General features: G+C 70.8%; 12 protein-coding genes. 10 read left to right on the top strand and 2 right to left on the bottom strand.

Annotated elements, in window-relative coordinates; all coding sequences use genetic code 11:
* The 8 genes from D7V88_RS30225 (at nt 1) to D7V88_RS30260 (ending at nt 8,300) form a co-directional block, all read left to right on the top strand.
* Nucleotides 1-363 (top strand): chemotaxis protein CheW, encoded by a 363-nt coding sequence (locus tag D7V88_RS30225; RefSeq protein WP_244238478.1) that lies wholly within the window; start codon nt 1-3, stop codon nt 361-363.
* Between the two features lie 114 nt (nt 364-477).
* On the top strand, nt 478-2,469 hold the full coding sequence (locus tag D7V88_RS30230; RefSeq protein WP_120544091.1) for a HEAT repeat domain-containing protein: 1,992 nt from the start codon (nt 478-480) through the stop codon (nt 2,467-2,469).
* Between the two features lie 13 nt (nt 2,470-2,482).
* On the top strand, nt 2,483-3,355 hold the full coding sequence (locus D7V88_RS30235; RefSeq protein WP_208726563.1) for a CheR family methyltransferase: 873 nt from the start codon (nt 2,483-2,485) through the stop codon (nt 3,353-3,355).
* Nucleotides 3,355-4,398 (top strand): chemotaxis-specific protein-glutamate methyltransferase CheB, encoded by a 1,044-nt coding sequence (gene cheB, locus D7V88_RS30240; protein ID WP_120544092.1) that lies wholly within the window; start codon nt 3,355-3,357, stop codon nt 4,396-4,398. Before D7V88_RS30235 ends, cheB begins: the two co-directional genes overlap by 1 nt.
* Nucleotides 4,399-4,469: 71 nt before the next feature.
* Entirely contained in the window at nt 4,470-4,856 is a 387-nt protein-coding gene (locus D7V88_RS30245) for a response regulator (RefSeq protein ID WP_120544093.1), read from the top strand.
* 21 nt (nt 4,857-4,877) lie between these two features.
* Nucleotides 4,878-5,657: an ABC transporter ATP-binding protein gene (locus D7V88_RS30250; RefSeq protein WP_120544094.1), complete on the top strand. Its 780-nt coding sequence runs from the start codon at nt 4,878-4,880 to the stop codon at nt 5,655-5,657.
* Complete coding sequence (locus D7V88_RS30255; RefSeq protein ID WP_120544095.1) at nt 5,654-7,384, top strand: putative ABC exporter domain-containing protein; 1,731 nt, start codon at nt 5,654-5,656, stop codon at nt 7,382-7,384. The genes D7V88_RS30250 and D7V88_RS30255 overlap by 4 nt, the downstream gene beginning before the upstream one ends.
* A gap of 25 nt (nt 7,385-7,409) precedes the next feature.
* Nucleotides 7,410-8,300, top strand: a complete 891-nt coding sequence (locus D7V88_RS30260; protein ID WP_120544096.1) for an NAD(P)-dependent oxidoreductase — start codon at nt 7,410-7,412, stop codon at nt 8,298-8,300.
* 58 nt (nt 8,301-8,358) lie between these two features.
* Here the strand turns inward: D7V88_RS30260 and D7V88_RS30265 are convergent, their stop codons facing one another.
* Complete coding sequence (locus D7V88_RS30265; RefSeq protein ID WP_120544097.1) at nt 8,359-8,556, bottom strand: hypothetical protein; 198 nt, start codon at nt 8,554-8,556, stop codon at nt 8,359-8,361.
* 609 nt (nt 8,557-9,165) lie between these two features.
* Between D7V88_RS30265 and D7V88_RS30270 the strand changes: the two genes are divergently transcribed.
* Entirely contained in the window at nt 9,166-9,570 is a 405-nt protein-coding gene (locus D7V88_RS30270) for a cupin domain-containing protein (RefSeq protein WP_120544098.1), read from the top strand.
* Between the two features lie 79 nt (nt 9,571-9,649).
* Here the strand turns inward: D7V88_RS30270 and asnS are convergent, their stop codons facing one another.
* On the bottom strand, nt 9,650-11,050 hold the full coding sequence (asnS, locus tag D7V88_RS30275) for an asparagine--tRNA ligase (RefSeq protein WP_120544099.1): 1,401 nt from the start codon (nt 11,048-11,050) through the stop codon (nt 9,650-9,652).
* A 239-nt stretch (nt 11,051-11,289) separates the two neighbouring features.
* On the opposite strand from asnS, the gene leuS reads away from it, so the two are divergent.
* Nucleotides 11,290-13,791, top strand: coding sequence for a leucine--tRNA ligase (gene leuS, locus D7V88_RS30280; protein ID WP_120544100.1), 2,502 nt, complete (start codon nt 11,290-11,292; stop codon nt 13,789-13,791).
* Nucleotides 13,792-13,935: the final 144 nt, after the last annotated feature.

Raw genomic sequence — 13,935 nt, forward strand, 5'->3', positions numbered from 1 at the left:
ATCCCCATCCCCCACGCCCCCGCCTTCGTGGAGGGCGTGCTGCACCTCCGGGGCTCCATGCTGCCGGTGGTGGACCTGCGGCGGCGCCTCTTGGGGCAGGTGGCTCCGGAGACCAAGCGCACGCGGCTGCTCGTGTGCCGGCTGGGGACGCGGCGCGTGGCGGTGCGGGTGGACCGGGTCGCGGAGGTGCTGCGCATCCGCAAGGGCGACATCAAGCCCGCGCCCGCGCTGATGGCCGCGGGCCGCACACCCTTCGTCGTGGGCGTGTGTGGACCGCCGGAGCGGCTCCGGCTGCTGTTGGACCTGAAGGCGCTCCTGCGCTCGGAGCTGGACCGCGAATTGCGGGGGCCGACGGCGGGTTGAGTCCGGCGCTTTCGTTCCGTGTCGACGTTCGGATGGCGGTGGGGATCTACACCCCCGGGTTCTTCGGGCAGGATGGGGGCTCACGCAGGCTTTGCCCCCGGGAGAGTACGGCGGATGAGCGACGCGGTGCAGTCCCTCGCGGCACAGGAGGAGGCCCGGTACCGGGCCCTGCAGGTCGTGGATCCCCGCGCGCCCGGGGCCCTGGAGACCTTCACCGAGGGACTGCATGACGAGAGCTGGCGCGTGCGGCACGCGGCGGCGGAAGGACTGAGGCGCCTGCCGGACGCGGAAGGCGTCGTCACACGACTCATCTCCGTGCTGGGCGAACGCGGCGAGACGGGCGCGCGCAACGCGGCGGCGGAGGCGCTGGCCGGCATGGGCACGGTGGCGCTGCGACCGCTGGTGCTCCTGCTGGAGCACGAGGATCCGGATCAGCGCAAGCTCGCGGTGGACATCCTGGGGCAGTCGGGCAGCACGGAGGTGGAGGACGTCATCCTGCGTTCGCTCTCCGACGTGGACCTCAACGTGCGCGTGGCCGCGGCCGAGGCCCTGGGGCGCATCGGTGGCGAGGCCGCGGTGCGGGCGCTGGAGGCCCTGCTGGACGCGGACACGTCGCTGCTGCGGCTGGCCGCGCTGGAGGGACTGGCGGCGCTGCGCAAGGCTCCGTCCACCACCCGGGTGATGGCGCTGGTGGAAGAACCGCTCCTGCAGCGCAGCGCGCTGCGCCTGCTGGGGCTGTGCCCTCCGGGCGCGTCCACCGAGCGCATCTGCCGAGCCCTGGCCTCGTCGGTGCGTTCGGTGCGAGAGGCGGCCCTCGTCGCGCTGGGCACGCAGGCGACGGGCCTGGGGCCCTATGAGCGCAATGAACTGGATGCCGTGGCGCGCTCGGTGCTGGCCCACATTCCGGAGATGACGGAGCGGGTGGCGCAGGCGCTGGACGTGGAGGACGTGCGGATCCGCGCCGGAGCGCTGGTGGCCGCCGGGGCGTTGGGCGAAGCATCGCTGGCGTTGGCGGTGGCGGAGGTGGCTCGCGAGGACCGGCTGCTGCGCGAGGTGCTCTTCACGCTGGGGCAACTGGGCACGGAGGGGCGCCGGCTGCTGCTGAAGAACATGGGCGCGTTGTCGCTGCCCGCGCGCACGGTGGCGGCGGAGGCGCTGGTGCTGCTGGTGGACGCGACGTCGGTGCCGGAGCTGTGCGCGCTCCTGGAGTGGGCGGAGGACGACCTGCGCGCGGTGGTGGTGCGGGCCCTGGGGCGCACGCGCTCTCCGGAGGCGCTGCTGCCCCTGGTGGGCCTGCTCGCGGATGCGTCGCTGTCGGGCACGGCGACGCGAGCCCTGGATCAGCTCATCGCGGTGCATCCGCTGGCGGCCCTGGCCGCGCTGGAGACGGCGGTGGAGCAGCGCACCACGCCCGTGGCGGTCGCGGTGCTGGGACGGCTGGGCGGCGTGCAGGTGCTGCCCCTGTTGCGGCGGCTGGCGCGCGACGTGGACGCCCCCTGGCGCGCGGCGGCGGTGGAGGCGGCGAGCCGGGTGAGTGGCGAGGCGGGCCTGGAGCTGGCGCGGGGCGCGCTGGCGGACGAGTCCGCGCCGGTGCGCATCGCGGCCGTGCGGGCGATGGGACGACAGGGCGGGAAGGAGGCTGGCAACTTCCTGGGGCTCGCGCTGAAGGACGAGGACCGCGCCGTGCGGCTGGCCGCGGTGGAGGCGGTGGGCGTGGGCGGCGCCACGGAGCGCGCGTTGGACCTGGAAGCGCTGGTGCGCCATGGCGACGGTGCGCTCGCGGTGCTGGCGGTACGCGCCCTGGCGAAGCTGGGCAAGGTGGGCGCGGGCATGTTGTGGGATGCGCTGGGCCATCCCGACACGGAGGTGGTGAAGGCGGCGCTGGCGGCCCTGACGTCGGCGGACGGCGCGGCGGACGGCGCGGCGCTGGCGGTGTCGCTGGTGGGGCATCCCCGCTGGGACGTGAGGGCGGCGGCGGCTCGGGTGCTGGGAGACCTGGGACGGCCGGAATGCCTGTCCGTGCTCCAGCAGGCCCTGGCGGTGGAGCACGACGCGCTGGCCCGCAAGGCGTTGGTGGACGCGGTGGCACTGTTGTCGGGGCGTTGAGGGAAGGCCGCGCATGCCACGCTTCGACGAAGGCCGTCCGGAGATGACGCTGGAGGAGTTCCGGCTCCTGCGCGACCACGTCTATGCCCACTGCGGCATCCTCATCCACGAGGACATGAAGTTCGTGATGGAGCGAAGGTTGTGGCCCCGGCTGGAAGCGCTGGGGCTCACGGACTTCGGCGCCTACCACCGCTACCTGCGCTACGACGCCCAGCGCATCGCGGAGCTGGAAGCCGCCGTCGAATCCCTCACCACCCACGAGACGTACTTCTTCCGCGAACCCGCGCAGCTCAAGGCCTTCTGCGAGGAGCTGCTCCCGCTTCTGGAGAAGAAGAACGCGCGCACCCGGAGGCTGAGGCTGTGGTCGGCGGGGTGTTCCTCCGGCGAGGAGGCGTACACCATGGCGATGCTGCTGAAGGACAGCGGCCGCTTCGACGACTGGGACGTGGAGGTGCATGGCACGGACCTGTCGCGCCGGGTGTTGGCCGTGGCCCGCCGCGCCGAATACGGGCCCAGCGCCCTGCGCGCGACGCCGCCGGAATTGCTGGAGCGCTTCTTCGTGCCCGCGGGGGTGAACCGCGTGCGCGTGCGCGACGACGTGAGGGCGTGGGTGAGCTTCGGCCACCACAACCTGGCGGACGAAGCGACGAGCCAACTGGTGCCTCGCACCGACGTCGTCTTCTGCCGCAACGTGATGATCTACTTCGATCAGGCCATGCGGCGCCGGGTGTTGGGCGTCATTCGCGACCGGCTCTGTCCCGGAGGCTACCTGCTGCTGGGCCACGCGGAGAACCTGCTCAGCCTGGGCGCGGACTTCGAACTGGTGCACCTGAAGGGCGACCTCGTGTACCGCCGGCCGGAGCTGCCGAACGGGGAGGGCCGCTGATGGGACGCCCGCTCACGGTGCTCGTCATCGACGATTCGGCCACCAACCGCCGCACGCTCACCACGCTCCTGGAGTCGTCCAACGAGGTGATGGTGCTGGACTGGGCGGGGGATGGCGAGGAGGGGCTCAAGAAGGTGCTGGACCTGAAGCCCGACGTGGTGACGTTGGATCTGGAGATGCCCAGGCTGGGAGGCCACACCTTCCTGCGGCTCTTGATGCGCGCCGCGCCCACGCCCGTCATCGTCATCTCCAGCTACTCGCACAAGTCGGACGTGTTCAAGGCGCTGGAGCTGGGCGCGTTCGACTTCATCGCCAAGCCGCCCCGGAGCACGCCGGAGGCGCTGGAGATCCTCCGGCGCGAGCTGTTGGACAAGGTGTTCGCGGCCCGCCACGTGAAGTCGGGCGGACGCCACGGGGCCGCGCTGCGCACCTCCGTCCTGTCGGGGGATGCGCCCCAGGTCATCGCGGTGGGGGCGTCCACGGGGGGGCCTCCGGCGGTGCAGCGGATATTGGAGGGCCTGGCAAGCGAACCCACGGTGAGCGTGCTGGTGAGCCAGCACATGCCCTCGCAGTTCACCCGGGCCTTCGCGGAGCGGTTGGATCGCATTGGCCCCTTCACGGTGACGGAGGCGTGCGACGGCGACGTGGTGGCGCCGGGCCACGTCTACATCGCGCCGGGCGGACGGCACCTGGTGCTGACGGAGCGCGGGGGACGGATGGAGCTGCGCACGCCGGGGCCGGTGCCCGCGGACAAGTACGCGCCGTCGGTGGACCGGCTCTTCGAGAGCGCGGCGGAGGTGCTGGGCTCCCGCGCGGTGGCGGTGGTGCTGACGGGCATGGGCGCGGACGGGGCGCAGGGCGTGCGCTACGTGCGGCGCGAGGGCGGAGAGTCCTGGGCCGAATCCGAGGACACGGCGGTGGTGTTCGGCATGCCCAAGGAGGCCATCGCCACCGGGGCGGTGACGCGGGTGCTCACCCTGGACTCCATGGGGCCGGAGCTGGCGGCGCTGGTGCGCAGGCGGAGGCAGTCTTCCGGGCAGTGAATCGGTGGTTCCCGGACAGGGCCCCCGCACAATCCCGAGACGGGCCGCGCGCGGGTGCTAGGCTGTCGGGCATGTCGGAGCAGCAGATCCGCGCGCTGGTGGTGGACGACTCGCAGGCCATGCGCCGCAGCATCATGTACGCGCTCCAGCGGCTCACGGGCGTCGTCTGCATCGAAGCCGAGGACGGGGTGGCGGGGCTGAAGATGCTCACCACCCAGGGCCGCTTCGACCTGGTGCTGACGGACATCAACATGCCGCTGATGGACGGGCTGAAGCTCATCAGCCACATCCGCAAGGCGCCGGAGCACCGGGGCGTGCCCATCATCGTCGTGACGACGGAGGGCGCGGAGGCGGACCGGGCGCGGGCCATGGCCCTGGGCGCGAGCGCCTACCTGGTGAAGCCCGTGCAGGCCCGGGTGGTGTTGGAGACGGTGAAGGAACTGCTGAAGCTCGGCTGAGCTTCTGGGGCCCACGCACGCATGGAACCGGCGCTGGACGTCGAGGGGTTGGAGAAGACGTACGGCGCGGTGCAGGCGGTGCGGGGGCTGACGTTCCAGGTGGCGCCCGGTGAGGTGCTGGGCCTCGTGGGACCCAACGGCGCGGGCAAGACGTCCACGCTGCGCTGCCTCGCCGGCATCCTGCCGCCCTCCGTGGGGCGCGTGCGGGTGGCGGGGCACGACCTGGCGCTGGCGCCGGTGGAGGCGAAGCGGGCGCTGGCCTTCCTTCCAGATGAGCCGCGCTTCTTCGAGTACCTCACCGTCTGGGAGCACCTGAACTTCACCGCGCGCCTCTACGGCGTGGAGGACTGGGAGGAGCGGGGCCGCGCGCTCTTGGAAGAGATGGAGCTGACGGGCCGGGAGAAGTCGCTGCCGGGCGAGCTGTCGCGGGGCATGAAGCAGAAGCTGTCCATCGCGTGCGGCTTCCTGCACCAGCCCCGGCTCATCCTGCTGGACGAACCGCTGACGGGGTTGGATCCGCTGGGCATCCGGCGGATGAAGGCCTCGCTCAAGCGGCGCGCGGAGGAGGGCACCGCGCTGGTGCTGTCCTCGCACCTGCTGCCGCTGGTGGAGGAGCTGTGCCACCGGCTGCTCATCATCGCCGGAGGCCGCGCGGTGGCGCTGGGAACGCTGCCGGAGATCCGCGAACAACTGGCCGGAGGGGAAGGCAGCGGCGCGTCGCTGGAGGAGCTGTTCGTGCGCATCACCAGCGCGGCCTCGGAGGAGTCGGGCGCGGCCGGGCCGGGGCCTGGGGGCACGTGAGCTTTTCGAGGGCGGTGGCGTTCCTGTGGGTGCGGACCTGGCGCAACCGACTGGTGCGACAGGTGCAGCGGCTGAAGCGTCCGCGCTACCTGCTGGGCGCGCTGGTGGGCGCCGCGTACCTGTATTCGCTCGTGGGCCGCAGCGTGTTCGTGCAGGGCACGGGCCGTGGGGTGTCCCCGAACGCGCGGATGTTCGCGGAGTTCTCGCTGGAGGTGTCGGTGCTGGGCACGCTGGTGACGGCGTGGGTGCTGGGCGCGGACCGGCCGGCGCTGTCCTTCACGCAGACGGAGGTGCAGTACTTCTTCCCCGCACCCGTCACGCGCAAGGCGCTGCTGCACTACAAGCTGCTGCGAGGCCTGTTGAGCGCGGCGCTGGCGGCGCTGGCGGCGACGGTCTTCGTGGGACGCTTCACCAGTCCCCATCCGGAGCTCTTCTTCCTGGGCGCCGCGTTGGCCATGGGCACGCTGTACCTGCACGGCACCGCGGCGTCCTTCGTGCGCGCGTGGCTGGTGTCCCGGGGGCGTTGGGGCAGCGCCGTGCGCTGGACGGTGGTGGGGCTGGTCCTCGTGGCGGTGATGGGGACGCTGGTGACGACGTTGGAGGCGCATCCGTGGCCAGCGAACGCGGGCGCCCCCTACGCCGTGCGTGAGTGGTTGCGCGATGTGCTGAACGCACCCGGCACCCGGGCGGTGCTGTGGCCGGGCCGTGCGCTGGTGGCCCCCTCCATGGCGCGCAGCACCCAGGACTTCCTGCGCTACCTGCCCGCGTCACTCGCGTTGCTGGCGGCGCACTACGCCTGGGTGATGGCGGTGGAGACGCCCTTCGAGGATTCGGCGGTGGCCGGCGCGGATGCGCGGACGCGCGAGCAGGCCCGTCGGGGCAACCGGTCCGCGCGCGGTGGGAACATTCGTGTGGGGCGGGTGCCCTTCATGCTCAAGGCCCGGGGGCGTCCGGAGGTGGCGCTCGTGTGGAAGAACCTCATCGCCCGCAAGCGCCTGGGCGGTGGGTTGGTGATGCTGCTGGGCTTCGTGTTGATAGGCGCGCTGGTGGCGCTGGTGCTCAACGACACGCGGATGTTCTCCAACACGCGGGAGCTCCTGGGCCCCATGAGCCTGATGGTCGCGGTGGCGATGGCGGTCATCGGCCCGAGCGCGTTCCGGACCGACCTGCGCATGGACCTGCCGAAGCTGGAGCTGTTGCGCGCGCTGCCGCTCACGGGGCGCCAGGTGGTGGGCGCGGAGCTGGCGGCGTCGGCGCTGACGCTGGGCGCGGCGCAGTGGGTGATGCTGCTGGTGGCGCTGGTGCTGGGGGTGGGCATGGACGACGAAACGCTCGCGCCGTGGTCCACGCCGGTGGTGCTGGGCCTGCTGTCGGTGTTGCCGGCGCTGGGGCTCGCGGGGCTGCTGGTGCAGAACGCGGCGGTGGTGCTGCTGCCCGCGTGGATTCCGGCGGACTCGGAGCGGGCGCGCGGCGTGGAGGCCCTGGGCCAGCGTCTGCTCACGCTGGTGGGTACGCTGGTGGTGACCTTCCTGGGACTGTTGCCTGCCGCGGTGGTGGCCCTCCTCGTGGGCTATCCGTTGTTCACTGTCGTGGGCCGTTGGGCGGTACCGCTCGCGGGGCTGGTGGCGGCGGGGGCACTCTTCGCGGAGGTGGCGCTGGGCGTCGCCGTCCTGGGCCGCGCCTTCGAACGGCTGGACGTGTCCGAGGAACAGTCGAACGAAGGTTGAACGCGAGCACGAAGGGAGCATCCCCATGAAGGTCGGCTTCATCGGATTGGGAAACATGGGCGCGCCGATGGCGAAGAACCTGCTCGGCGCGGGCCATGAAGTCACCGTCTGGAACCGCACCGCCTCCAAGGCGCAGCCGCTGCAACAGCAGGGAGCGCGCGTGGCGAAGACGCCCGCCGAGGCGGCGCGTGACGCGGAGGTCGTCGTGTCGATGCTGGCGGATGACCCCGCCGCCGAAGCCGCCACCCTGGGCCCGGACGGCATCGTCGGGGCCCTGCCGAAGGGCGCGGTGCACGTCTCCTCCAGCACCATCTCCGTCGCGCTCTCGGAGCGCCTGACGAAGGCGCACGCGGACGCGGGCCAGGGCTACGTCTCCGCCCCCGTCTTTGGTCGTCCGGAAGCCGCCGAGGGCAAGCAACTCTGGGTCATCACCGCCGGTCCCAAGGCGCAGGTGGAGCGCGTGCGTCCGCTGCTCACGGCGCTGGGGCGCGGCCTCACGGAACTGGGGGAGAAGCCCTCGTCCGCCAACGTGGTGAAGCTGTCCGGCAACTTCCTCATCGCGTCGATGATGGAGGCCCTGTCGGAGGCCTTCGCCCTGGCGGAGAAGTCCGGCGTGGAGCGCGCCGCGTTCCTGGACGTCTTCAAGTCCGTCTTCGCCCGCTCGCCCATCTTCGAGAACTACGCGGGCGCCATCGCGAAGGGGCAGACCACCCCCGCGGGCTTCGCGCTGCGCCTGGGCCTCAAGGACGTGACGCTGGCGCTCGAAGCAGGGCGTGCCGCCGAGGTGCCACTGCCGCTGGCCAGCCTCCTGCGCGACCACTTCCTCACCGGCGTCGCGCAGGGACGTGGGGATGAGGACTGGTCCGCGCTGGGCGAACTCGCGCGGGACCGTGCGGGCTTGAAGAAGAAGTCCTGAGAAGAAGGCGAAGGGCCTCCCGAGCACATGCCACGGGAGGCCCTGTCCCCGAGGGAACTCACTTCTTCTTTCGCAGCACCTCCGCGGGAAGGTTGCGGCGCTCCGACGTCAGGAAGACCGACAGGACCATCACCAGGGGATTGGGCAGCACGACCAGGACGAGGATGAGGACGAGCCGGCAGGCGCGGATGCACCTGCGCAAGCTCGCCTTGAGGACGCGCCAGCAGGCGCGCCCCGCGTTCGAGAGCAGCGACATGGGGAGACACTCCAGGAACCGAAGGACCTTCCAGGGACAGGGGCCGCTGGAAGGGCTCAGCGCAGGAGTGCCCGGTGCAGGAGGAAGAGCGGGCGTGGCGGCCCTGGCTTCCAGGGCGTACGAGCGACGCGGTGAACGGTGGCCCGTGAGCGAGCCTCCCGGATGTGCGGTGCGGAGACCCGACGCCGGGCGGGTGCCACTTCGGCGGGACGTCGTGCCTCGGGCGCGCGTCGGTCCACGAGGACCGCGACCACGCCCTCGGGCCCTGGCAGGGGATGCGCGGAGGCACCGGCGCCCAGCGCCAGCGCGACGCACGCCAGCGCCAACCTCAACCAGCGAGCCACCTGCCGCGCATGCCAGGACACGGGGCCCAACGTAGCCAGGGCGCCGCGTCCGTCAAACGCAGGCCTCCCTTGTCAGGATGAGCACCCTGGGCGCTCGGGACGGCCCAACCGGGGCGCTGCCCGTCGGCCATGGTCACGAGGGCCCATCTGGAGGACCCACGGGCGCGACCTGTGCTCCCGAGCGCGCGACCCCCAGATTTCCCATGGACCCGAGGTCGGCTGAGCAATGGCTGAGCACGGCCTCCATTTCTTGGAGGAGACAGCCATGGCACGCGCAATCATCAAGAAGGTCAGCGATTCGGACGAGCACCGGCCCTTCGTCGCGCACGGCTCCGCGGATGTCCTGAAGCTCGGCGAGCTCACCATCGGCCGTGGGGTCTTCGAACCCGGCTGGCAGTGGTCGAAGGACGTGAAGCCGCTCGCCGGAACCGACTTCTGCGAGGTCATCCACACCACCTGCATCCTGTCCGGGCAACTGCACGTCAAGATGCGGGACGGCCAGGAGTTCGACCTGGGGCCGGGTGACGTCGCCTTCATCCCCCCGGGCCACGATGCCTGGGTCGTGGGCAAGGAGCCCTGCCGCGCCGTGGACTTCACCGGAGCGGAGGACTACGCCCGCGTCGAGGCGCCCAAGAAGAAGGAGGAGGCAGAACCCTCCGTCCTCCAGTAGGCACGGTGGGCGATGCAGCCCCCGGAGGTTGCGGACCGCGGGCGGTGAATGCCGCCCACGGTCCGTGACTGCGTGGAACTCAGAACTGCGCGGAGCCCGGAACGCGCGGGTAGGGGATGGCGTCGCGGATGTTCTGCAGGCCGCAGATGTAGACGATGAGCCGCTCGAACCCGAGCCCGAAGCCCGCGTGCGGCACCGTGCCGTAGCGGCGCAGGTCGCGGTACCACTGGTAGTGCTCGGGGTTCAGGCCGAACTTGACCATGCGCGCGTCGAGCACATCCAGCCGCTCCTCGCGCTGGCTGCCGCCGATGATCTCCCCGATGCCCGGGGCCAGCACGTCCATCGCGGCGACGGTCTTCCCGTCCTCGTTGATGCGCATGTAGAAGGCCTTGATGGCCTCCGGGTAGTTCATCACCACCACGGGCCGGCCCACGTGCTCCTCGGTGAGGTAGCGCTCGTGCTCCGTCTGGAGGTCCTTGCCCCACTCCGGCGTGTACTCGAACTTCTTCTTCGCCTTCTGGAGGATGGAGATGGCGTCCGTGTAGTCGATGCGCTCGAAGCTGGAGCCGATGAACTTCTCCATCCGCTCCGTGACGCCCTTCTGCTGGCGCTCCTCGAAGAACTTCATGTCCGGCGCGCACTCGTTGAGCACGGCCTTGAACACGTACTTGAGGAACCGCTCCGCCAGCGCCGCGTCCTCGTTGAGGTCCGCGAAGGCGATCTCCGGTTCAATCATCCAGAACTCGGCCAGGTGCCGCGTGGTGTTGCTGTTCTCCGCGCGGAACGTGGGGCCGAACGTGTACACCTTGGACATCGCGAGGCAGTACGCCTCCACGTTCAACTGCCCGGACACGGTGAGGTAGGCCTCCTTGCCGAAGAAGTCCTTGCCCCAGTCGATCTTCCCGTCCGGACCGCGCGGCGGGTTGGACGCATCCAGCGTGGACACGCGGAACATCTGGCCCGCGCCCTCCGCGTCGCTCGCGGTGATGATGGGCGTGTTGACCCAGCAGAAGCCCTCTTCGTGGAAGAAGCGGTGCACCGCCTGCATGGCGGAGTTGCGCACGCGCGTGATGGCCCCGAAGGTGTTCGTGCGCACGCGCAGGTGCGCCACGTCCCGCAGGAACTCCAGCGAGTGCTGCTTGGGCGTGATGGGGTAGGTGTCCGGATCATCCACCAGCCCCAGCACCTGCACCTCGTCCGCCTGGATCTCGAACGCCTGCCCCTTGCCCTGGGACTGCACCAGGGTGCCCCTGGCGATGACGGAGGCGCCCGCGGTGAGCCGGAGGATCTCCTTCTCGTAGTTGGGCAGCGAATTGGGTGCGACGACCTGGATGGGGTCGAACACGGACCCGTCGCTCACGTTGACGAAGCTGATGCCCGCCTTGGAGTCGCGGCGCGTCCGCACCCAGCCGCGCACCTCCACCTTCGAGCCCGCCTCGACCGACCCCGAAAGGGCCTTCTTCACACTCACGACCTGCATGGTGCTCTCCCTCTGCGCCAGACCGGGAAGGCGAGTTAGTCGTGCCCGGGCCGGAGGGCAAGCACCGAGCGAAGGCCGCCTCTGGCCCGCTCCACCCACATGGGGCCGTCCCGGTCAGGTTCCCGGGCCTGGAGGCCGTCCGGGGAAGCCAGGCCGTACGGGGGCGGACCGTCGGGCCCTTCGACGCGGCAAGACTTGTTGCCCGCATGTCGCACCTCCCGCTAAGAGACTGAAAAGCCATGGCGATGAACGAGCGTTACGAGCCGCAGTCGATTGAAGGAAAGTGGCAGGCCCGCTGGGACGAGGAGGGCATCTTCCGGGCAGGCAGGCGTCCGGACGCCCCCAAGAAGTACGTCCTGGAGATGCTGCCGTACCCCAGTGGCCAGATGCACATGGGGCACGTGCGCAACTACCTCATCGGGGACGTCTACGCGCGCTACTACCAGATGCGCGGCTTCGACGTGCTGCACCCCATGGGCTGGGACGCCTTCGGTCTGCCGGCGGAGAACGCGGCCATCAAGGACGGCGTCCACCCGGCCATCCGCACCCGCGAGAACATCGAATCGTTCAAGGCGGAGATCAAGACGCTCGGCTACAGCTACGACTGGTCGCGCGAGGTGAACACCAGCCAGCCGGAGTACTACCGCTGGAACCAGTGGTTCTTCCTCCAGATGCTGGAGCGCGGGCTCGTCTATCGCCGCTTCAGCAAGGTGAACTGGTGTACCGGCTGCCACACCGTCATCGCCAACGAGCAGGTGAAGGACGGCCGCTGCGAGCGCTGCAATTCGGAGGTGCTGGACAAGGAGATGCCCGAGTGGGCGTTCCGCATCACGAAGTACTCGCAGGACCTGCTCGACGCGCTGGACACGCTCAAGGAGTGGCCGGACAGCATCACCGCCCGCCAGCGCAACTGGATTGGCCGCTCGGATGGCGCGGAGGTGGACTTCCGCGTGCAGGGGCATGACGCGGCCCTGCGCGTCTTCACCACCCGCGTGGACACGCTCTTCGGCTGCACCTACGTGGTGCTGGCGCCGGACCACAAGCTGGTGGCCCAGGTGACGGCGCCGGAGCAGCGCGCGAACGTGGAAGCATTCGCCAAGCGCATGGCGGCGCAGAACAAGACGGAGCGGCTGGGCGAGGACACGGAGAAGGAGGGCGTCTTCACCGGTGCGCACGCGCTGCACCCGTTCACCGGGCAGCCGGTGCCCATCTGGATCGCCAACTTCGTGGTGAGCGACTACGGCACCGGCGCGGTGATGAGCGTGCCGGCGCACGACGAGCGCGACTTCGCCTTCGCGCGCAAGTACTCGCTGCCCGTGCGCGTGGTCATCCAGCCGGCCACGGGCGACAAGCTGGGCGCGGGGGAGACGCTGACCGAGGCGGCCACCGCCGACGGCGTGCTCGTGGACTCCGGGGACTTCACCGGCCTGCCTTCCGCGGAAGCGCGCGTGAAGATGGCCGCGACGCTGGAGTCCCAGGGCCAGGGCAAGGCCACGGTGACGTACCGCCAGCGCGACTGGGGCTTCAGCCGCCAGCGCTACTGGGGCACGCCCATCCCCATCGTCTACTGCGAGAAGTGCGATCCGGAGCGCAAGGGCATCCCCGTGCCGTTGGATCAGCTCCCGGTGCGTCTGCCGGACATCGACACGCAGGAGGTGCTCACCGGCCGGGGCGAGCCGCCGCTCGCGAAGGTCGCGTCCTTCGTCAACACCGAGTGCCCGAAGTGCGGCGGCCCCGCGCGTCGGGAGGCGGAGACGATGGACACCTTCGTCGACTCCTGCTGGTACTTCGCGCGCTACCTGTCGCCGCACTACGACGCCGCGCCCTTCGACCCCGAGGTGGCCAAGCGCTGGCTGCCCGTGGACGTGTACGTGGGCGGCCCCGAGCACGGCACGATGCACCTGCTCTACTTCCGGTTCTGGACCCGGATCATGAAGCTGCTCGGCCTGTCGCCGGTGGACGAGCCCGTCACGCGGCTCATCACCCAGGGCATCGTCAACGGCGCCGACGGCCGCAAGATGGGCAAGCGCTACGGCAATGGCGTGGCCCCATCCACCATCGTGCAGAAGTACGGCGCGGACACGGCGCGCACCTACGTGCTCTTCGCGGGCCCGCCGGAGCGCGACTTCGACTGGTCCCCGGATCAGGTGGAGGGCGTCTCCCGCTTCTTGAAGCGCGTGTGGACGCTGGCCGCCACGCACCATGCCTCCGTGGCCGACGTCACGTACGACGGCCCCTATGAGGGCAAGGCGCTGGAGACGCGCCGCGCGGCGCACAAGTGCCTCAAGCGCGTGAGCGAGGCGATTGAGCGCCTGTCCTTCAACACCGGCGTCGCCGGCATCATGGAGTGCGTGAACGCGCTCTACGCGGTGGGCACGCCGGAGACGCAGGCGGAGAAGGCGGCCATGGCGGAGGCGGTGCGGCTGCTCGCGCGCATCCTCACCCCGTTCGCGCCGCACATCGCGGACGAGCTGGCGGAGGCCTACGGCGCCAAGGCGCTCACCGTGTCGGAGGCCTGGCCGGAGTTCGACCCCGCGCTGGTGGTGGACGACGTGATTCCGTACGCCGTGCAGGTGAACGGCAAGCTGCGCGCGGAGGTGCGCGTGGCGGCGGACGCGAGCGAGGCGGATGTGCGCGCGGCGGCGGAGGCGGAAGAGAAGGTGAAGTCCGCCCTCGAGGGCAAGACGCTGCGCAAGTTCGTCTTCGTTCCCAAGCGGCTGGTGAACTTCGTCGTCGGCTGACGCCAAACGCTGAAGCCAGGAAGGGAGGGGCGGTGCCCGCGGAAGTGCTCGTCATGTGCTCCGCCTGCGGGCGCCCCCAGACGGCGGCCCGGCGCCGCTGCGCCTTCTGCAACGCGGTGTTGCCGGAGGCGCCCCTGCCGTCCC

Source organism: Corallococcus terminator, assembly GCF_003611635.1.
GTDB classification, from domain to species: Bacteria; Myxococcota; Myxococcia; order Myxococcales; family Myxococcaceae; genus Corallococcus; species Corallococcus terminator.

Coding starts and splice junctions, on each gene's coding strand:
- D7V88_RS30270 (WP_120544098.1), top strand. CDS start 9,166: ATGGCACGCGCAATCATCAAGAAGGTCAGCGATTCGGACGAGCACCGG.
- D7V88_RS30235 (WP_208726563.1), top strand. CDS start 2,483: ATGCCACGCTTCGACGAAGGCCGTCCGGAGATGACGCTGGAGGAGTTC.
- D7V88_RS30260 (WP_120544096.1), top strand. CDS start 7,410: ATGAAGGTCGGCTTCATCGGATTGGGAAACATGGGCGCGCCGATGGCG.
- leuS (WP_120544100.1), top strand. CDS start 11,290: ATGGCGATGAACGAGCGTTACGAGCCGCAGTCGATTGAAGGAAAGTGG.
- D7V88_RS30250 (WP_120544094.1), top strand. CDS start 4,878: ATGGAACCGGCGCTGGACGTCGAGGGGTTGGAGAAGACGTACGGCGCG.
- asnS (WP_120544099.1), bottom strand. CDS start 11,050: ATGCAGGTCGTGAGTGTGAAGAAGGCCCTTTCGGGGTCGGTCGAGGCG.
- cheB (WP_120544092.1), top strand. CDS start 3,355: ATGGGACGCCCGCTCACGGTGCTCGTCATCGACGATTCGGCCACCAAC.
- D7V88_RS30245 (WP_120544093.1), top strand. CDS start 4,470: ATGTCGGAGCAGCAGATCCGCGCGCTGGTGGTGGACGACTCGCAGGCC.
- D7V88_RS30230 (WP_120544091.1), top strand. CDS start 478: ATGAGCGACGCGGTGCAGTCCCTCGCGGCACAGGAGGAGGCCCGGTAC.
- D7V88_RS30265 (WP_120544097.1), bottom strand. CDS start 8,556: ATGTCGCTGCTCTCGAACGCGGGGCGCGCCTGCTGGCGCGTCCTCAAG.